A 20,451-nucleotide genomic window follows, 5' to 3' on the forward strand; every position below is an offset into this window, starting at 1 on the left:
TCTGTTGAACTTTCACCCCATTAGGCTAATATCTACAAAGGATATATCTACTTTTTACTTTCATATAAAAATTGACTAAATTTGTCCTATGAAGATAAATGTTCAACAAACCCTAGAAATACTAAAAATTAATTTTTGTGATTATAAGTAATATGGTTAAATTAATACTATTTTATTCTTTCAGTTAAAAGACTCAATAACTCATTTATCATAAACTTATTAGAAGACCCCAAAAATACCTTACTATATTTACTTCCACTTGTCACGATCACTATTTTATGACTTGTTTTTTGGTTTTCATATATCATCCAAAAAGGAAGTATAGTAAACATCAACCAACCAAAACCATATATAGGGCTAGCTGACACAACCTGAATGAAATAACTAAAATCAGTCTCCCAAATCACGGACAACAAAGACCATAAGCTATATACTCCACATAATAATAAAAAAATGCTTAAAAGATTGGATAAAACTGGTTTTTTATATGAAAATGATTGTATTTCAGATATCTTGATTGTATCATTTCCAATTTTTATGTAATTATCATTTATTTCCCAATATGGCGTTTTGAAACCATTATCATCCTTTCTTATTTGCTTATATAATTTATCAATTACCCAGTATTGCCCTATAGTTTTAAACGGAAAAATATTCCCATTACTGTCCTTTATCTTTAATTCAAGATAACTCTCCTTATCTTCTGACTTCATTTGAAGAAAACCAAAAAACATCCCAAAAATTATGATTATAACTATTCTCACCAATATATCAAAAAATAAGTTTTCAAAAAAACTATATTGTTTAAGGTTTTCTATTGGCGTCCAATCCCAACTAAATAATGCCATGACAATAGCAAAAAAAATGCTAATAAACCCTAAGATACCTAAAAATAATATAGCAAAAACTACATAAGATAAAAATTTAAGTAATTTTCCAATAAATGTATTCCCTCTCTTTACTGAAGCAATGTCCTTTATATCTATTTCTCTTCCTTCAATATTTATTAAAGCCACTAGCAAACTCCTTCCTTATCATACCTCAATCCATCTACTGTCATAACTATTCATATATCTAAATTATTATATATTATCTCTCTCTCACTTATTAAACAACAACCAATGTAAGTGTAGCTAACTGCGTGATTGATTTATAGTAAATAGACTATAACATAGAGGTTTTCAGCAAAGAGCCAGCATCACAAAGTATATAGATTCTAATTATTCTTTGCAGATTTATTTGCTATATCCTTATCGCTTTTTTTAGAAAATAACCAAGCATTGACTGCCCCTATCGCCAGTCCAAGTACAATCGCCATTAATATGTCATCAAATAGCAAATAATCTACTATGACTAGCATGGCGGTTATCCAGATTACAAAAAACCAATCTATTTTTTTATTTTGCATCACTTATCCCTTTCAATATAAATATTTATTTATAAAAATATTAAAATCAAATAGTTATATATATATTAAACACGTGTTGGGACTATTATTAATATAATAACCTCACCTTAAGCCGACCATTAAATATTTAAATTTATTGATAATAATATTTAATTTTTCTATGATTTTTGGCTGATTTGTGATATCATTATTTACAAAATACTCAAAATATTAATGGTATTTTATCCAGTCCTTCTCCACATCATAGCCAATAAATATGAAAAAATTATCTCTTAAAAAAGTCAGTATATTCACTGCCATCATTTATACAGCATTAATTGGTTTGGGTATGTACACCGCATTTCATATTAATGGCACATCTTATGATAATCCTGCAATGGTTAAAACATTGATATGGTTTGAAATTATCATGACCTTATTTGCTGTGGTCATGAGTGTTAAGTTTTTTTCTTGGCAACAATTAGGCTTTACCAAGATTGATAAGAAAAATATAGCGTGGCTATTACCAATGGCAATAACGGCTATAGTGATTTTATTTACCATGACAAGTTTTATGAGCCAAGCTCAAATCTCAGCTCAACAATGGCAACTATTTACTGTTGTTGGTATCACCACGTTATTGGTAGGATTTTCAGAAGAGCTGGTATATAGGGGTATTGTATTTTCTGCTTTTTTCAAAGACAGCCAAATTAAAGCATTATGGGTCAGTGCCGTTATATTCTCTTTATTACATTCAGTGAATGTGGTTGCAGGGTTAGAAGTTTCAGGTATGTTAATGCAACTGGCAATGACTTTTATTGCTGGACTTTTCTTTGCATTGGTTAGAATAAAAATACAAAGCATTATTCCGCTGATGATTTTTCATTGGCTATGGGATTTTAATCTCATTGGTGGTGAGGTTTTACAGGCTGGAGATACCAACAGCTTATTTACGACGGCATTTATACTATTTGAGCTTGTGGTCGTCTGTTTTTATTTGCCTTATTATATTTATAAACTAAAAAGACCATGACATTACATGCTAAAGCAAGTTCATACTTTAACCGTCCTTTTCAGATTTATTATCCTTATCACTTTTTTTAGAAAAAAACCAAGCATTGCCTGCCCCTACTGCCAAGCCAAATATGATGGCTAATAAGATATTCTCAAAGAACAGATAACCCACTATCACCATCATGACCGTTATTAAGCTAAGAAAAAACCAATCTATTTTTTTGTTTTTCATCACCCATTCTCCCTAATATAAGCTTTTGTATAAAAATATTAAAATCAAATGGTGACAGGCATATTAAATAAACTTTTTAGATTGTGAAAAATTGACACAAATATTTCCAATATATTAATAAATAACTCCAATATTAACAATAACTTAACTTCAACCCCCTCCTAGCCTCCCCCTTTTGTTTTATACAGAAAATAGGCTATAATCATGCCTTGCAATTAATCCACACACTCATCATGTATTTAGATAAAGGACTATCCAATGACAGACTTCCATACTGGTCTGAGCAAGACTCCTGCCAATTTTCAACCACTTACCCCCATTGACTTTATTAAACGCAGTGCATTTATCTATCCTGATAAAGTTGCCATTATTTATGATGACCTACAACATAATGAGCTAACGCAAACGTGGGGGCAGACATTTACCCGTTGCCGTCAGCTTGCCGATGGTCTGCGTAAATTGGGGATTGATAAAAATGATACAGTGGCAGTGATGTTGCCCAATGTACCAGCCATGGTTGAGGTTGCCTTTGGAGTGCCGATGGCAGGGGCAGTGTTATCTACTCTAAATACCCGTTTGGATATCAATGCCCTAACCTTTTGCTTACAGCATTCTGAGGCGAAGGTGCTGATTTTGGACAGTGAATTTGCCCGTTTTGTCGAGGTAATTGAAGAAACTTTCCCAGATTTAATCCTCATTCACGCCACTGACTCGGCTATTGAGCGTCCAGCTTTTGGACAAATGAGCTATGAGGCATTGGTCGCCAGTGGTGATAAGTTAGATAATTGGGAAAAACCTGATGATGAATGGGACGCTATCGCTCTAAATTATACCTCTGGCACCACTGGTATCCCTAAAGGTGTGGTGTATCATCATCGAGGGGCAGCCCTTAATGCCATCTCTAATGTGCTAGATTGGGATATGCCCAAGCACCCTGTCTATCTTTGGACATTGCCATTATTTCACTGTAATGGTTGGTGCTTTCCTTGGACAATAGCTGAGCGAGCAGGGGTAAATGTGTGCTTGCGTAAGATTGACGCGGATTTGATTTTACGTTTAATTGATAAGTATAAAGTTAGCCATTATTGTGCTGCCCCTGTGGTGCATAATATGATTGCCAGTGGTGATGCCAGCCTACAAAATGCCATCAGCCATAAAGTTAAAGGCTGGGTGGCAGGTGCACCACCATCGGAGTCTATGCTAGAGAAAATGGAAAATATCGGCTTTCATATCACCCACGTTTATGGGCTAACCGAAGTTTATGGTCCAGTGACTTTATGTGCTGAGCATGATGAATGGAACGAGCTGAGCATCTCTGAACGTGCCGCCAAAAAGTCACGTCAAGGGGTGGTATCGCATTTGATGGCAGGCTTTGAGGTGTTTAAACAAGGCACAACCGAGCCTGTGGCTGCTGATGGTGAAGAGATGGGCGAGCTGGCATTGCGTGGTAATATGGTGATGAAAGGCTATCTAAAAAGCCGTAAAAATACCGAAGCGGCATTTCTTGATGGCTGGTTCCGTACAGGGGATTTGGGGGTAAAATATCCTGATGGCTATATCAAAATCATGGATAGGCTAAAAGACATCATCATCTCTGGTGGTGAAAATATCTCTAGTATTGAGGTGGAAAATATCTTATATAAAATGCCCGAAATCGTCAGTTGTGCAGTGGTTGCCGCCCCTCATGATAAATGGGGTGAAATCCCAGTTGCCTTTATTGAGATTGCTGAGGGTTGCAGTCTAGAGCGTGAACAGGTGCTGGAGCATTGCCGTCAGCATTTATCAGGGTTTAAAGTTCCTAAGCATATTATTTTTGCTGAAACTCCCAAAACCAGTACGGGTAAAGTACAAAAATTTGAGCTAAGACAAGCTGCCAAATCTTTGGCACACGAAGAGCCAAAGGTTAAGCATTAAAAGCTTGAGCTTTAACAAGTTGTCGTTAATAAGGTTATTGTTAATTTGGGTTGCAAAAAAGGTGGGCTATCTAAACAGCCCACCTTTTTATTTAGCAGTTAGTAGCTAAAAAGTGCAATGTTACTTTGTAAGCACCTTTTTCAACACTTCCTCAAAACGGCTTACCGCACCATCGACATCTTTGAGCTTATCAATACCAAATAAGCCCAAACGGAAGGTTTTAAAGTTAGCAGGTTCATCGCATTGTAGCGGCACGCCAGCGGCAATCTGTACGCCTTGCTCGACAAAGGCTTTACCTTTATGAATGTCATCATCATCGGTATAACAAACCACCACACCAGGGGCTTGATAGCCTTCCCCTGCGACACTTTCAAAGCCGTTATCCTCTAGCAAATCACGGATACGGTTGCCAAGCTCCCACTGTGCATCACGCAAGTTTTCAAAACCAAATTCTTTTGCCTCTAGCAGCACATCACGGAATTGACGCAAACCATCAGTAGGCATGGTCGCATGATACGCATGACCGCCATTTTCAAAGGCACGCATGATATTTAGCCACTGTTTTAAATCTAAGCTAAAGCTGTCTGATTCACTATTTTCTACACGCTCTACAGCCGTATCATTAAATAGTACCACGCCAGCACAAGGGGTGCTACTCCAGCCTTTTTGTGGAGCTGACACAATGACATCAATCCCCAATGCCTTCATATCTAACCAAATGCAACCTGAGGCGATACAGTCAATGACCAATAAACCGCCCACGCTATGCACCGCCTCACTTAAGGCTTTGATATAGTCATCTGGCAGTATCATACCCGATGCAGTTTCAACATGTGGGGCAAAGACCACATCTGGCTTTTGCTCTTTAATGGCAGCCACTGCTTCTTCAATCGCGACTGGCGCAAAGGGGGCAGGTTCACCATTTTCAACCTCATCTTCTTGACGACTGGCTGTTAATACGGTGCTGGATTTGGCGATTTTGCCTTTTTCTAAGATTTGCGTCCAACGATAGCTAAACCAACCATTACGAATGACAAGGCAGTTTTTATCATTGGCAAGTTGACGCGCGACCGCTTCCATCGCAAACGTACCTGAGCCTGACACAATGGCAACGGCATCGGCTTGATACACTTCTTTTAGGTTGCTCGATAAATCACGCATCACTTGTTGAAAGACTTGCGACATGTGGTTTAACGCACGGTCGGTATAAACCACCGAATATTCTAATAATCCGTCAGGGTCGATATTGGATAATAATGCTGGCATAAGATACTCCTTATCTAGTGATTATAAAAATCTATGGGTTATACAATCTAATTAAATTAAAACATAACTAAAACACAGTTAAGATACAAGATAAATACTGGCTTATGTTTTATAGATTGACTGATACTGGCGTGCAATTATTAAATCTTTAATTATTTTGTCTATGACATTCTAGGCAAATTTTTGACGTTTCTCTAATAACATGGATTTTGCCCATATCTGAGCATAGCATAACTGATTTTTAGTATTTAGCTTACTTTTATATTTAACTGGCTGCTAGGTTAGTTATCCTAATGGCGGTACGCATCATTTAACGCGGTGACCACCAAAGCAACCAACTCACTGTCTCCTTCACGAGCCACCGTACGCATCAGCTTTGAAGGGGCATGGGTCAATGTTTGCGTCAGCCTATGGGTCAATTCACTCATGACTTGTTCAGCAGGTAGATTGCCCTGCTCAAGTTTACGCAGTGACTCAGCAAGTAGCTTCTGTGCATGTTCATTGGCACGCAAACGATATGTTTGAATATCGCTACCCACTTGGCGTACTTGAAAGCGGTGCTCAATCTCCACCACCAGATGACTCACCAGCAGCTCTGCTTCAACCGCTGCCTGACGACGCTGCTCCAGATTACCTTCGATGACATGTTGCAAATCGTCAATAGAATACAAATACACATCATCCATACGGCTAATGGCAGGCTCAATATCACGAGGTACTGCCAAATCCACCATCAACATCGGCTGATAACGCCTTACTTTTAGTGCATGTCGTGTCATGGCTTTATCAATTAACGTATCCATACTACCACTACAACTACTGACAATATCTGCCTGTGGTAAGACTTCAGCCAACTGCGTTAAAGGATAAACTTCAATATGCCTTCCTGCTCTGGCTAACTGCTCAGCTAGTAGTTGCGCCCGCTCTGGGCTACGATTACAAATAATAATTCGAGAGACACCAAGCTCTGCAATGTGAGTAGCAACCAGCCGATTCATCTCTCCTGCTGCCACGACAAGCAAAGTGGTATGCTCAGGTCTATCAAATATCTGCGTCACCAACTTGGCGGCTGCAAAGCCTAACGAGACTGCCTGTGAACCAACCTCAGTATCATTACGCACTTGTTTGGCAGCCCCAAAAATCTGCTCAATGACCCAGTGCATTTCACTGGACATCTGCTGTGCTTGCTGCGCTTGTACCACCGCTTGTTTGATTTGCCCAAATATCTGTGGCTCACCCAAAATCATTGAATCAAGCCCTGCCGCCACACGTAGCCAATGCGTCAATGCTTGCGAGGTCACGTAAGTATATAAATAAGGCTCTATATCACTACGTGCCACCCCTTTAAAATTAGCCAACCAATCAATCAAACGATTCACTGTTGTACCAACTAACGCCTCACGTCCTTGACCAAAATGGATAACAGAAGTTGACTGTTGCTTGGCATTCATACTGACATTACTACTGTGGCTAGCAGATACTAACGGAGCTAACACATAGATTTCAGTACGATTACAGGTGGAGACAATGACGCTGCCATCTGTAAACTGATCAATTTGCTGCAAGGCTGTAGTCAAATCATCGCCCACAAAGGCAAGTCGCTCCCGTAAGGCAACAGGTGCTGTTTTGTGATTAACGCCAATGACCACTAATCTCATAAGCCAAAAAGACCATGTCTAGGTTAGAGTGTTGTTGCCATTGATATAAACAGCTAACAACACAAAAATTAAATGAATATTTATTATAAAAAATATGATTTAACAAAATTGAGCTAAAGTAAAAGCTGTCAATTATAGCATTGAATAAATAATGAGTTCATCCTATTACTAAATCAAGCCAGCAATCGCATTGCAAAATCACATAAACCGCATAACTAATATCACGATTATCTGCTCTTATCTGACACCAATCATTTGAGCGATTACTTAAACAATCATTTGAGCAACGTCTCTAGCAATGACTCTAACAGTCTCTCTGGCAAACAGTGAGTATCTGGTAGTTACTGTTAACAAGTTACCTATTGTATCTATGGTCAAGACTTATATAATGTGACTAGTCTGTCAATTTTGTAATAACTTATGCTTCTATCAAACTGGTCGGCTTATCGTATATTCTCTAACAAACCATTACTGAGAATACAAAAAAACCACTGTCAGTATACCAAAGCCAATAAACGTCTATTACGTCCATTGCTATTGGGTATCTGTCTGGCTGTCAGTGGTAGCCTATATAGCCCAAATGCTCAGGCAAACATATTTGATTCATTATTGCGTATTTTACTGCCTTCTTACTCCAAAGAAGACACAAAAGAAGACACGCAAAATGAGTCATCTAGTACCATGCCTGATCCAAATGCACCAATAGATAATACTACCAATATACAAGACCCACTGGCAGATGATTCTGTATTACTACAACAACCTGATAATGAGCTGCTAACCTCTACAGACGATCATTCACTGCACCATCAGCCAAGTTTGTATGCCTTACTAATGGCTGAATTTGATGTTGATCGGGGCAATATTAAGCAAGCACTGAACATATATAAACAGCAGTCCTTTAATGATGAAGCAACAGCCGTTTTTGAGCGCGCGCTAAAACTGTCTTTAAAATATGAATCAACAGAAGATTCTTTGGCATTTGCACAAGCATGGCAAAAGCAAAATCCTGATCACATTCCTGCCCAATTTTTTGTGGCACATTTGGCATTAAAGGCACACAAATATGAAGTGGCTGGTGAGGCTTTAAGTCAGATTCTCAGCTATGATCCACAGGCGGATTTAAGTGAGATATTAATTGGTATTTATCCAAATAAACCAAGCGATCAACAGCAATTATTGGCAATTTTACAAGCCCTACCCAATCACGAAAATCCCTCTATCTTGGTGATGAAAGCAGGGTTGCAATTACAGTTTAATCAACCAGAAGTGGCTTTGGTGAATATCAACAATGCCCTAAAAATACTCCCTGATAGTGTGCCATTTATTACCCTAAAAGCCGATATATTACAACGCTTAAAATCGCCTACTGATGTCATCAAGTATATCAGCGACCAGCGCAAACGCCTGCCTGATCGCAAAGGGCTATATCTCTATGAGATACGCTATCGTTTGGCACAAGGACAGACAACACAAGGGTGGGAGCTACTACAAGAAGCACATACACACTTTAGCAATGATGAAGAAATCACCCTCCTTGCTGCGTTGGTCGGTATTGATGTCGGTGCTTATGCCAAAGCAGATACCTTGCTATTATCTCTGGCTGCCTCACCTTATTATTTGGATCAAGCCTATTATTATCTTGGTATCAGTGCAGAGCGTCAGCATAATTATGCCGCAGCAGAGCGATATCTATCTAAAGTCATGCAAGAAAACTTAGTACTGGCAGCACGACGTAAAGTCGTTGCCATACAGCTCCTCAATAATGATCCTGAAGCTGCGATTGCTACCTTAGATAAGCTTAGCGCACAATTTGATGTGTTTGCGCCCGAAAGTGCGGTACTCAAAGCAGAAATACTAAGACAACTAGACAAGCTTGATGAGGCCCAACAGGTGCTTGCTACTGCCAGTGCTAACCATCCTGATAATAGTGATATTTTATTTGCTCAAGTACAGCTATTGGACAATAAAAAAGACTATGAAAAAAAACATGCCCTTTTAACTCAGCTCATGCTATTAGATCCTGAAAATACAGAATATCAGCTCAGCTATGCCACCTTGCTATTTAAATCACAACACCATGTTGATGAGAGCTTGAATATTGCCAGACAACTGATTAATATTGCCTATGATGATCCCCGATATCGCAGTGATATTTATCTGCAAGCATTAAACTTATTGGCAGCCAATGCCCTTGCAGAAGCACATTACCAAGAAGTCATTGACTATCTATCTACGCCCTACGAAGTGTTGCCCACATTAGAGACAGGGGTATTGTTATTACGAGCCTACCAAGGTCTAGGAAATGATGCACAGGTCAAAACATTACTACAAGACTTGCAAAGTCGCTTTGCTTTTGGTCAAAAAAACATCAGTGATCAAGTGCAATCTTATTGATAACCGCCATCAACAATTAGCAATTTTTAGTCATTAGCAATCTTAAAACTGCCAATCAGTACCAACCTATTTTAACTTTGATCATGAGTAACTCATATATGCCACAGCCTTCACTTAAACAAAAATCTACCCCAATAACAAATATCATGCAGCCGCCAAACAGTCGTGCTGCCACTCGTATTGCCTTATTGGGTATGGTCTCACTACTGAGTATCAGTGTTATGACTGGCTGCCAAACACCTGCTTCGATGGGCACACCGACAACCACACCTGTTCTCCATGATATCCAAACACCCAACCGCCTACAAGCCTTTAATATCCGTGGTAAAATTGGTGTCATTGTTCCACAAAACATAGAGCCGCATGCACAATCTGGCAGTGCCTTTTATGTATGGGCACAAGACGATGATCGCTTTGCCATTGACCTCACAGGGGCACTCGGCATTGGGCATACAGTGATAGAATATAATGGGCAAACCGCAACACTTGTCAGTGACAAAACGGGGACGATTACCGCTACTAGTCCAGAAGAACTATTGCAGCAAGCCACTGGCTGGCAAGCACCCATCTCACAGCTTCCTTACTGGATATCTGGCAGCCCTGCTCCCTCAGACAGTGATATCAATTTTAATAACAACCAGCAATTAACCAGTGCAACCAATGGTGAATGGGTAGCAAGCTTTGAATATAAAGACACTCAACAAGTAGGTAAAAACCTACGTCAACTCCCCAGTACGATCACAGTACAAAAGCAAGATGGTCACAAAGTTGTCATGACCATTAACCATGATTCATGATTTGCCTGTAGCGTAAGCAACAACAAGATAGTTAATTTTAAACAGTTAACCTAAAAACATTCACTGATAATCATAAACAAAAGGATCATTGTCGCATTGTGAACCAAATCTCTCAATCTCTCACAACTAAAGCAACTGTGGCTTCAAGCGCACAGTTACAGATGACCAGCGTTGCAAAGATCAACTTATTTTTGCATATTGTGGCGAAACGCCATGATGGTTATCATGACTTACAGACAGTATTTCGGCTATTAGATTGGGGAGATACGCTCAACTTTTGCACATCATCGCAGCATTTTGAGCCGATACAATTGCTACAAACATCTACCTTACCCATTGACCTGCATTGTGCACAACAGCTAACCGAAAAACCACAAGATAATCTGATCATCAAAGCAGCGATTAAACTCCTACAATGGCTGCACCAACATAACCGCTTACCTGATAGCCTGCCTTTTATCACGACCCACCTTAAAAAAAACCTACCTACTGGTGCAGGATTGGGTGGTGGTTCATCCAATGCAGCAACTACCCTCATTGCACTCAATCAATTATGGCAATTAAATATCAACCGTCAAAATCTGCTAAACATTGGGGCACAAATTGGGGCAGATGTGCCCATTTTTATCTTTGGGCAAGATGCCATTGCTGAAGGCATTGGCGAACAACTAAGCTGCATCAATTTACCTAAACAGCACTATTTACTCCTTTGTCCTAAAGCACATATCAGTACTGCAAAACTATTTAGCCATCATGATTTATGCCGTGATATGCCGCCATTATCATTGACTGATATACAAAAAAACAGTGATAACTATTTATTTGACTTACAGCCACCCTATTGCAATGTATTTGAGCCAGTGGTTACCCAGCTTGCTCCCTCAGTCAAGCAAGCATTAGATTTTCTACGTACACTTGAGCACATCAGCAACAGTACCGCCCGTATGACTGGCTCAGGTAGCTGTGTGTATTTGCCATTTCGTGAGCCACATCTTGAACAAATACAAACTGTCCTCACCAATGCGCCTTGTCTTGCAAAAATTGTTTCAAGTAAATAAGATCATCATGTGATAGTGTGATATTAATGACTCACTCTATAAATAATAAATAGTTTAGCTACTGATTTTCTCAGTAAATGTGTGCCAGTATCTTTTTTAAGCAATATTTAGCTTAATTTAGGCAAAAACCCTTGCAATAAAAAAATTCCTATGTATAATAGGTCGCCCATATAGGGGTATAGCCAAGTTGGTAAGGCATCAGGTTTTGATCCTGACACCGTTGGTTCGAGTCCAGCTACCCCTGCCATTTTTAAGTGATAAATCAGTTAATCCTGTATAAAAACTGGTATAATGAGTGAATGATATTTACTATTTTGATTAGTAATTCACCAAATAGTAACAGGATAATTGACAACACTGTCAGAAGTTCGGTATAGTTCGCAACGAACGCCACCATATAGAATAGGAAGCTTCATAGCAAATTCTCAAAATATATTTTGAAATATGCTAAGTATTCAGTTTCTAAGTTACAGGGGTATAGCCAAGTTGGTAAGGCATCAGGTTTTGATCCTGACATCCGTTGGTTCGAGTCCAGCTACCCCTGCCATTTTTCTTCTCTTTTGCGTTCACACCTTTTCATATTATATTGAGCAGTTATCTACTGCTTAGCAGCTGCTGCTTGAGTCAATTAATAGGACTTTTGTCATGCCTTATTTGGCGATTTTTACGGGTAATGCCCATCCTGAGCTTGCAAAAACTGTTGCCGATCATCTACATATTCCTTTAGGTAAAGCCGACGTTACTCGATTCTCTGACGGTGAAATTGCTGTCGAGATCAAAGAACACGTTCGTGGTAAAGATGTATTTATCTTACAACCCACCTGCGCCCCCACCAATGACAACTTGATGGAAATCATGGTGATGGCAGATGCGCTACGTCGCTCTAGTGCTGGTCGCATTACTGCTGTGATGCCTTATTTTGGCTATGCACGTCAAGACCGCCGTCCTCGCTCCGCTCGTGTTCCCATCTCTGCCAAAGTGGTTGCCGATATGCTTAATATCGTCAGCATTGACCGAGTAATGACGGTAGATTTACACTCAGATCAGATTCAAGGTTTTTTTGACATACCAGTCGATAATATCTATGGCACGCCTGTACTACTGCGTGACTTATTACAAAAAGATTATGAAAACCTAATGGTTGTCTCACCCGATGTGGGTGGTGTGGTGCGTGCACGTGCCATGGCAAAACAACTCGGTGACACTGAGCTTGCTATTATTGATAAACGCCGTGCGCGTGCCAATGAATCACAAGTGATGCATATTATTGGTGATGTACGTGATCGTGATTGTGTGATTGTCGATGATATGGTCGATACCGCTGGTACGCTATGTAAAGCAGCTCAAGCGTTAAAAGACAACGGTGCTCGCCGCGTATTAGGTTACATTACCCACCCTGTATTATCAGGTAATGCCTTAGATAATATTCGTAATTCAGCATTAGATGAAATTGTGGTTACCGATACCATTCCATTAACAGCCGAAGCCAAAGCTTGCGATAAAATACGTCAAGTCAGTATTGCTTCTATGCTGGCTGAAAGTTTACGTCGGATTAATAACGAAGAGTCACTCAGTGCCATGTTTGAATACATTGGTTAATCCATGCAATATTTATCAATTAACAGCATAATATCAACGGCTACTTGGTAAGCGATTACAAGTAACAGATAAAAACCCGCCCTCAAATGTGAGGGCGGGTTTTTATTGAATTAAATAAATAATTCACGTATAATTCCGTCTCTTATTTTGTCTTATTTATCATAAAGTCAATATTCAATCAATACCGTGCTTTATAGACAAGATATAAAATAATTCACTTGGTTTATTAGCAATGAGTTAATACCAAGTTTCTCGATGCCATAATAGGAATGTTGGTCGCAAACATCCTATTATGGTATCTCATTTAGATTAATAAAGGATACTCTTATGAGTGATGCATTATATACAGTAACGGGTATTGCCCGTAGCGAAAAACAGCAGGGCAAAGGTGCGAGCCGCCGCCTGCGCAAACAAAATCTTGTACCTGCCATTATTTATGGTGGTAACGAAGAGCCAACCGCCATTGCCATTCGTGCCAATGAGTTGGTTAAATTGCTTGATAATGAAGCATTTTTCTCAAACATCTTAACCATCAATGCCGATGGTGAAGAGTATCAAGCAGTTATCAAAGATCTACAACGCCATCCTGCCAAAGGCTTCCCGATGCATGTTGATTTTCAGCGTATCGTTAAAGGTCAGAAGATTCACATGAACATTCCTGTGCATTTTACTGGCAGAGAAGATGCGCCAGGTACCAAAGATGGTGGTATTCTATCTACCTTGGTATCGGATATCGAAATCGTATGTATCCCATCAAAGCTGCCTGAATATCTTGAAATTGATGTATCAGGTATGGAAATCGGTGATTCTTACCACATGTCAGACATCAACCTGCCAGAAGGCGTGGTTATCTATGAACTTGAGCTAGAAGACGGTACTGACCGTACCATCGTCAACATGCAGCCACCAACTGTTGAAGAAGTTGATGAGCCAAGTGAAGATGAAGTTGATGCTGATGAAGTACCAGCCACTGAGCAAGGCGGTGAAGGTAATGACAGCGACAATGATGGCGACGAGTAATTGTCGTTTAACTTTCATTGTTAGCTAATATCTCGCTGTTCATGTTAAAAATAAAGGCATATTATATGCCTTTATTTTTTATCTAAAATTTGATGTTGAGCCCAACAAAAAACCAAAAAACTGCCCTATATAGACAGTGATTTTGGTGAATTGCTATCATTTACAACAATAACGAGGCTTATATGCAACCACTCAAGCTTATCGTTGGACTGGGAAATCCAGGCGCACAATATAGCCAAACTCGGCACAATGCAGGTTTTTGGTTTATTGAACAACTGGCTGAAAAATACCATATCGATTTGAGTATGGATAAAAAATTCCATGGATTAACAGGTCGAGGGCGTATCTGTGGGCAAGATGTCAGATTGTTACTGCCTGTCACTTTTATGAATAAATCAGGACAAGCTGTTGTACCCATGGCAAACTTTTATGATATTGATAACAACCAACTGTTAATTGCCCATGATGAGCTAGATATCCCTGCGGGCAGCATTAAGCTAAAAACTGGCGGTGGTCACGGTGGTCATAATGGTCTAAAAGACATCACACCCCATATTGGCAATGATTTTCATCGTCTGCGTATTGGTATCGGACACCCAGGTCATAAATCAAAGGTCAGTGGGCATGTACTCTCCAAACCAAGCCCTGATGATCAGATTGCCATTATGGCAGCCTTAGATGCTGCCCACAGCGTTATTGAGCCACTCATTACTGGTGATCTGGACAAAGCCCGTAATCATATTAATGGCTTTAAATTAGCAGAATAAATAAACCAAATAAGTATGGTATACAGTGAAAATATCATGCTGACTTTAAATTTTAAATTTTACCGCCATTAACTTTACTACACAGCCAATGTTATTTTTTCTCCCTCTTTGTGCACCTATCAAGGAAATACTTATGCAACTTACGATGCTTAAATGCAAATTGCACCGTGCCCGTGTTACTCATGCCGACCTACACTATGAAGGTTCTTGTGGCATTGATGGTGACTTGCTAGATTTGGCAGGACTTAGAGAAAATGAGTCCATTGACATTTATAATGTCAATAACGGCAAACGTTTTCGTACTTATGCCATTCGTGCTGAGGCTGGCTCTGGCATCATCTCACTAAATGGTGCAGCGGCACACATGGCAGATTTAGGTGATATCGTTATCATCTGTGCGTATGCCCAAATGGACGAATCTGAGGCGGATAACCACAAACCAAAATTGGTCTATTGTAATGAAGACAATACTGTCAAAGACACTGCCAATGTTATTCCTGTACAGGTAGCATAAAGCTTTTGCCTTTTTTTATTCTAACCCAATAAAGCAAAAGCCATTTACACTATGGTAAATGGCTTTTTATATTTGTACTGTAAGCTCATGTTAGTCAAAAAACGTTCAGGATCATATCATTTCGGTTAAATAAGCACTTATTCATCGGCATGCGCTTGTTCATACTCTTCGTGCTCAACTTGATATAAAGCACCCAAACGCTGCTGCAAATCATCATCTAAAATCTTTTTGGCTTCACCAAAAAACTCATTTTCCTCTTCTTTGAGATGATGACGTACTTTATCAATCAATTTTGCACAAGTTTCATTCCAAGTGTCTGCACTCACCCGACCATCTTCTAAGGTTTCAATCATCTCATCCATCTCATGATGCTCAGTGATGGCATGACGAGACAAATCCAGACCCTCATCGTGCTGCATTACAGGCATATACAAATGACGCTCTTCAGCGGCAGCATGTGCATGTAGCTCCAGTTTTAACTCAGCAAATATTGCTTTACGTTTCGCAAGATCCGTTTCTTTTTCGAGTCGATCACACATATCACGCTGTACTTCATGATTGGCAATTAATGCGGCAAAAATATCTTGATTTAAATCGACATTGACCTGCTTGCTCATACCTTCCTCTCATTCATTTGATTATTGTCATATAACTAATAATACACTCACCAATATAGCAATTTTTTTACCTGATACTGTCAGCTTTTAGCATTGCTTTTATATCAAAATGTGAGTAATGCAAGCCATTCTTATTCAGGATTTTGTCTTGCTTTGAGAGGATTTACGGTTTTTAAAAGATTGCCACAGACTCTCATGCTCAATCTTAGGCATTTTTAGTGTTACCGTATTGGATAATATATCTTGTACTGCCAAACCACGGCGATTAAATAAACAAAAAACATAATTAAAAATCAGCCCAAAAAAGGCACTGCTTAAGATAACCGCCCGAGATTGGTCAGAAAAACCGTGTAAGATTCCAGCCACTAACGCACACAATAAAGGCACAACACAGGCTGATAAAATACGCTTGACACTCTGCCCCCAAGTGAGCAAATGACCATCAGCGGTGACAGTTTTTAAACGCCATGTCTGCATACCCAATGTCTGCCCACCTCGCCGCCAAAATAACCCATAAAAGCCAATGAGGGTTAGAATAAAAGCAGGTGTCATCACCAGATTTTGATACCATTTGGGTAGCGCACGCGCTTGATCTGAGCTTACCCCTGTCTCCATTGTCAACATCGTACCAATCACAGTTAACACCGTCCCCACCAAAAATAACAATGCCAATATCAGCATGCCATCATAAACAATGGCAATCATACGTGTACTGGCACGAGCAATGGTTGGCTCATTGGGTATTTTTTTATGAGAGGTCTGCATATAAGATGGCTACCTAAAAAGTCAGGCGTATCAATAGCCTTATGAGGAAGTTATATTATGTGAGAAATGATATGCGTTGGATTATAACAACTCTAACCCAGAGAAACCAACCCTTCATACAAACTGGAACTGTGCCACTTTATATGAAGGATTGCGATAAACTGGTAAATTTTAGACACAAAAAAATCGCCGAAGTTAAAAACTGGCGATTCAATTGTTTTATTTTAGGTTGTATGAATACACAAACAATAAAATAAATAATAAGTGGTGCGCCCGGAGAGATTCGAACTCCCGACCCCTTAGTTCGTAGCCAAGTGCTCTATCCAACTGAGCTACGGGCGCATAATGCTAAAGCATTTTTTGTTATCTAAATTAGCATAATTTATTATGTAATGTGTGATAACAGGATGGCTATTATAGTGATTATTTTCACTATGTCAACCATTTTAGTTTATCTTTTATTAGATAAAAGAGTAGATTTCTCTATTATCAATCATAAGATAAATGGCGGTGAAGGAGGGATTCGAACCCTCGATACGCGTCAACGTATACACCCTTAGCAGGGGTGCGGTTTCAGCCACTCACCCACTTCACCAAGCAACAACAATATAGTAGATATGAATAAATATGATAACATACGTTAATACTTATTCACCATCATCATGTTGTGGGCGAGTATTATAACAAAGCAAAAGTAAAATGCAAGGGTTAGTCGGTTTTTATCTGCAACTTAACTGTAAAAAGTTATTTTTAAGCGACTAATCAGCTAAATGATACGATAATGTCTAATAATTTAGCATATTACCTCAGCATTTATTATTGATAAAAATTCATAACAAACAAAAAAATGGAGACTTTTATGCGTCCAGTTGTTTTATGTTTTTCTGGGTTAGACCCTTCTGGTGGTGCTGGTTTACAAGCCGATATCGAGGCCATCGGTGCTAGTGGTGCACATGCCGCGATTGCTTGCACTGCCATCACGGTACAAAACTCACAGCAAGTTTATGGATTTGAGGCATGCAGTACAGAGTTGGTCAAAAAACAGGCAATGGCAGTGCTTGATGACTTACCTGTACGAGCGATTAAGTCAGGTATGCTTGCCAGTACGGATATCATTGAGATGATGGCTGATCTGTTTGCACAAAAGATTATCAGCACAGACATACCTTATGTGTTAGATCCCGTATTGGTCGCAAACAGTGGTGGTAGTTTGGGTGATAAAGACACATTAGTACAAGCCTTCCAAAAGCTGATGCCTTATGCCACATTGCTGACTCCAAACACCCATGAGCTACGGGCATTATCAGGAGAAGAGGATTTGCACATTGGCGCACAAAAACTCTGCACACAAGGGGCAAATGCTGTCTTAGTAAAAACCTCACATGATTTTGATTCTGGGGATATTGACCAGTATCTATATGTTAAAGGTGAGATGGTATACCACAGTGTTATCAATAGATTGGCAGGAGAATTTCATGGCTCTGGCTGTACGTTAGCCAGTTATTTGGCAGGAAGGCTGGCGATGGGTGATGAGTTAATAGCGGCAGTACAAGCAGCAGATAATTGGATTGCCAAAGTATTGGCAGCAGCGGACGTGCCACATCCAGAGGATCCAAAAGCTCAGCTTATTCCCAATCGTTTTTTTAATTATTCCTGTCCATAGCTAGCAGTGGGCATTGCTGTTTATTAGGACTTATGCAGTTTTTATATTTATAGCATATTGCCATCAGAATTGGCATTAGATAACAACTAACTTAGATGAAACAAATGACCTAGCTAAAATAAATGCTCTAGATAAAACAAAGGCGTACCAGTCACCATCTGATACGCCTTTGTGTTGTATGCACAAATAAAGTTTAATCTGAGTCTAAGTTTAATCTTATATTTAGCCTAACATTGGTACAATATTTTGAGCCACCACAGTCACAACCTCTTCTACCAAATATATAACAAAAAAGGCGATAATCGGCGATAAATCCAACATACCTAAGTTGGGTAAAATTCGACGAAATGGTGCTAAGATTGGCTCAGCCAACTGCATGATAATACCCAAAATTGGATGCATTTTTTGGGTGAAAATCACAATCCAACTGATAATAATAGAGGCGATAATCAAGTAGCGACACATACTCAAAAAGTCTAGAATCAAAGTCAGTGAGCCATAAAAAAACAGCTCAATAGGAGACACACCTTGTCCTGCCAGTGCTGCTGATCCTGATATATCAATCAGACGTAACAAAAACATCAATACAATGGCTGCTAAGCTGACCCGACCATCACCCACCGTAGGAAAAATACGCGCAAACACATCAACCACTTCGGTGGCTTTATAGGCAGGCATGGCATACGGATTTTTGTTATCTATTCCTGCAAACTGTAGCATAAAACGGATAAAAATCAGCAACATTGCAACGCTGATGACCATATCAAATAAGTATCTTAAAATATCGTGCATTCACATTTTCTCATTTTTGATTAATCGCAACTTTTTATTTTGCAGACCTTAACTCTTAAACTACTGGTTTAAGTCTGTGATGACATCTCGGAACTGATTTGCTCGCTACGTTTATAACATGCTTGCATTGCCTGTGCTATCAGCTCACCGACATTATTGGCTTGCATCGACTCGATGGCAGCTTGGGTGGTGCCATTGGGTGAGGTGACATTGCGACGTAGCTGAGCAGGTGTCTCATCACTGGTGATGCTCATCTGCGCTGCACCCAAAACGGTTTGCATTGCCAAAGCTGTCGCTTGTTTACGATCCAATCCTAATTCTATAGCACCATCGACCATGGACTCAATAAAATAAAACACATACGCAGGGGCTGAGCCTGATACGGCAGTCACTGCATGCATCTGTGCTTCATTCTCTACCCACAATACCAAACCTGAGGCTGCCATCACTTCTGTCGCCAACTGCTTTTGGCTATCATTGATCGCATCTGTCGCATACATACCTGTAGCCCCCATCTGAATCATCGCTGGAGTATTGGGCATTGCACGCACAATATTTTGATAGCCACCAAGCATAGCAGCAATCGCTTGTGTTGATAATCCCGCCGCCACAGAGATAACCAGTTGTTCTTTTAGCACAGTAGCAAAATCAGCCACTACCTTATGCATCACTTGTGGTTTAACTGCCAATACAATGACATCGGCTTCTACTAATGCTTTTTCTGTTGCTTGCTGTGGTGTCGTGGTATTAACACCTTTACTCGCAAGGTATTGGCGTTTGTCTTCATTAGGATCAATGACAGTCACATGTTTGGGTATGATACCTTTGCCCAATAGCCCACTAACGAGTGCTTGTGCCATATTACCACCACCCACAAAACAGATTTTTTTATTTTTTAATATATCATTCACAATGGTTTTTCCTTTCTTTATTGTTATTAAAAAAATATGGTCATCACAAAAATGTCGCTAAGTGTAGCATAAGCCCACCC

The 20,451-nt window shown here is 39.6% G+C and carries 19 protein-coding genes and 4 tRNA genes; 12 read left to right on the plus strand and 11 right to left on the minus strand.

Going from position 1 to position 20,451, the window contains the following annotated elements:
• Positions 1-167 precede the first annotated feature (167 nt).
• Together FHK89_RS06960 and FHK89_RS06965 are read right to left on the minus strand one after the other, a co-directional pair.
• The gene (locus FHK89_RS06960; protein ID WP_230658471.1) at positions 168-1,016 is read right to left on the minus strand and encodes a hypothetical protein; all 849 of its coding nucleotides are present in this window, start codon (positions 1,014-1,016) and stop codon (positions 168-170) included.
• Positions 1,017-1,216: 200 nt separating this feature from the next.
• Positions 1,217-1,408, minus strand: a complete 192-nt coding sequence (locus FHK89_RS06965; protein WP_230658474.1) for a hypothetical protein — start codon at positions 1,406-1,408, stop codon at positions 1,217-1,219.
• Positions 1,409-1,664: 256 nt separating this feature from the next.
• On the opposite strand from FHK89_RS06965, the gene FHK89_RS06970 reads away from it, so the two are divergent.
• Positions 1,665-2,420, plus strand: a complete 756-nt coding sequence (locus FHK89_RS06970; protein ID WP_230658476.1) for a CPBP family intramembrane glutamic endopeptidase — start codon at positions 1,665-1,667, stop codon at positions 2,418-2,420.
• Between the two features lie 27 nt (positions 2,421-2,447).
• Here FHK89_RS06970 and FHK89_RS06975 read toward each other — a convergent pair whose 3' ends face one another.
• Complete coding sequence (locus tag FHK89_RS06975; RefSeq protein WP_230658479.1) at positions 2,448-2,633, minus strand: hypothetical protein; 186 nt, start codon at positions 2,631-2,633, stop codon at positions 2,448-2,450.
• A gap of 258 nt (positions 2,634-2,891) precedes the next feature.
• Between FHK89_RS06975 and FHK89_RS06980 the strand changes: the two genes are divergently transcribed.
• Complete coding sequence (locus tag FHK89_RS06980) at positions 2,892-4,547, plus strand: AMP-binding protein (RefSeq protein ID WP_230658482.1); 1,656 nt, start codon at positions 2,892-2,894, stop codon at positions 4,545-4,547.
• A gap of 120 nt (positions 4,548-4,667) precedes the next feature.
• On the opposite strand, the gene FHK89_RS06985 is transcribed toward FHK89_RS06980, so the two are convergent.
• Positions 4,668-5,813, minus strand: a complete 1,146-nt coding sequence (locus tag FHK89_RS06985; RefSeq protein ID WP_230658485.1) for an aminotransferase class V-fold PLP-dependent enzyme — start codon at positions 5,811-5,813, stop codon at positions 4,668-4,670.
• A gap of 290 nt (positions 5,814-6,103) precedes the next feature.
• A complete protein-coding gene (hemA, locus tag FHK89_RS06990; RefSeq protein ID WP_230658487.1) occupies positions 6,104-7,471 on the minus strand; it encodes a glutamyl-tRNA reductase in 1,368 nt (455 codons plus the stop codon).
• Positions 7,472-7,891: 420 nt separating this feature from the next.
• Here hemA and FHK89_RS06995 point away from each other — a divergent pair, with 420 nt between their 5' ends.
• The 9 genes from FHK89_RS06995 (at position 7,892) to panD (ending at position 15,623) form a co-directional block, all read left to right on the plus strand.
• Positions 7,892-9,868, plus strand: a complete 1,977-nt coding sequence (locus FHK89_RS06995) for a tetratricopeptide repeat protein (protein WP_230658490.1) — start codon at positions 7,892-7,894, stop codon at positions 9,866-9,868.
• Positions 9,869-9,966: 98 nt separating this feature from the next.
• Positions 9,967-10,665, plus strand: a complete 699-nt coding sequence (lolB, locus tag FHK89_RS07000) for a lipoprotein insertase outer membrane protein LolB (protein WP_230658493.1) — start codon at positions 9,967-9,969, stop codon at positions 10,663-10,665.
• Between the two features lie 98 nt (positions 10,666-10,763).
• Positions 10,764-11,723: a 4-(cytidine 5'-diphospho)-2-C-methyl-D-erythritol kinase gene (gene ispE, locus FHK89_RS07005; RefSeq protein ID WP_230658496.1), complete on the plus strand. Its 960-nt coding sequence runs from the start codon at positions 10,764-10,766 to the stop codon at positions 11,721-11,723.
• A gap of 172 nt (positions 11,724-11,895) precedes the next feature.
• Positions 11,896-11,970, plus strand: a tRNA-Gln gene (locus FHK89_RS07010).
• A 224-nt stretch (positions 11,971-12,194) separates the two neighbouring features.
• A tRNA-Gln gene (locus tag FHK89_RS07015) sits at positions 12,195-12,270 on the plus strand.
• A gap of 98 nt (positions 12,271-12,368) precedes the next feature.
• Positions 12,369-13,322: a ribose-phosphate pyrophosphokinase gene (locus tag FHK89_RS07020; RefSeq protein ID WP_230658499.1), complete on the plus strand. Its 954-nt coding sequence runs from the start codon at positions 12,369-12,371 to the stop codon at positions 13,320-13,322.
• Between the two features lie 327 nt (positions 13,323-13,649).
• Entirely contained in the window at positions 13,650-14,342 is a 693-nt protein-coding gene (locus FHK89_RS07025; RefSeq protein ID WP_230658502.1) for a 50S ribosomal protein L25/general stress protein Ctc, read from the plus strand.
• Positions 14,343-14,524: 182 nt separating this feature from the next.
• Complete coding sequence (pth, locus tag FHK89_RS07030) at positions 14,525-15,109, plus strand: aminoacyl-tRNA hydrolase (protein WP_230658505.1); 585 nt, start codon at positions 14,525-14,527, stop codon at positions 15,107-15,109.
• 133 nt (positions 15,110-15,242) lie between these two features.
• Positions 15,243-15,623, plus strand: coding sequence for an aspartate 1-decarboxylase (panD, locus tag FHK89_RS07035; RefSeq protein ID WP_230658508.1), 381 nt, complete (start codon positions 15,243-15,245; stop codon positions 15,621-15,623).
• A 137-nt stretch (positions 15,624-15,760) separates the two neighbouring features.
• Here the strand turns inward: panD and FHK89_RS07040 are convergent, their stop codons facing one another.
• The 4 genes from FHK89_RS07040 to FHK89_RS07055 form a co-directional block, all read right to left on the minus strand.
• Entirely contained in the window at positions 15,761-16,240 is a 480-nt protein-coding gene (locus FHK89_RS07040; protein ID WP_230658511.1) for a hemerythrin domain-containing protein, read from the minus strand.
• Positions 16,241-16,375: 135 nt separating this feature from the next.
• Positions 16,376-17,005: an RDD family protein gene (locus FHK89_RS07045; RefSeq protein WP_230658513.1), complete on the minus strand. Its 630-nt coding sequence runs from the start codon at positions 17,003-17,005 to the stop codon at positions 16,376-16,378.
• A 265-nt stretch (positions 17,006-17,270) separates the two neighbouring features.
• A tRNA-Arg gene (locus tag FHK89_RS07050) sits at positions 17,271-17,347 on the minus strand.
• 163 nt (positions 17,348-17,510) lie between these two features.
• A tRNA-Ser gene (locus tag FHK89_RS07055) sits at positions 17,511-17,600 on the minus strand.
• Positions 17,601-17,864: 264 nt separating this feature from the next.
• On the opposite strand from FHK89_RS07055, the gene FHK89_RS07060 reads away from it, so the two are divergent.
• Positions 17,865-18,668: a hydroxymethylpyrimidine/phosphomethylpyrimidine kinase gene (locus FHK89_RS07060; RefSeq protein WP_230658516.1), complete on the plus strand. Its 804-nt coding sequence runs from the start codon at positions 17,865-17,867 to the stop codon at positions 18,666-18,668.
• A 222-nt stretch (positions 18,669-18,890) separates the two neighbouring features.
• On the opposite strand, the gene FHK89_RS07065 is transcribed toward FHK89_RS07060, so the two are convergent.
• Both FHK89_RS07065 and proC read right to left on the minus strand, forming a co-directional pair.
• On the minus strand, positions 18,891-19,460 hold the full coding sequence (locus FHK89_RS07065) for a YggT family protein (RefSeq protein WP_230658519.1): 570 nt from the start codon (positions 19,458-19,460) through the stop codon (positions 18,891-18,893).
• A gap of 68 nt (positions 19,461-19,528) precedes the next feature.
• A complete protein-coding gene (gene proC / locus FHK89_RS07070; protein WP_230658806.1) occupies positions 19,529-20,320 on the minus strand; it encodes a pyrroline-5-carboxylate reductase in 792 nt (263 codons plus the stop codon).
• Positions 20,321-20,451 lie beyond the last annotated feature (131 nt).

It is taken from the genome of Psychrobacter sp. I-STPA10 (assembly GCF_021012795.1).
GTDB lineage: Bacteria > Pseudomonadota > Gammaproteobacteria > Pseudomonadales > Moraxellaceae > Psychrobacter.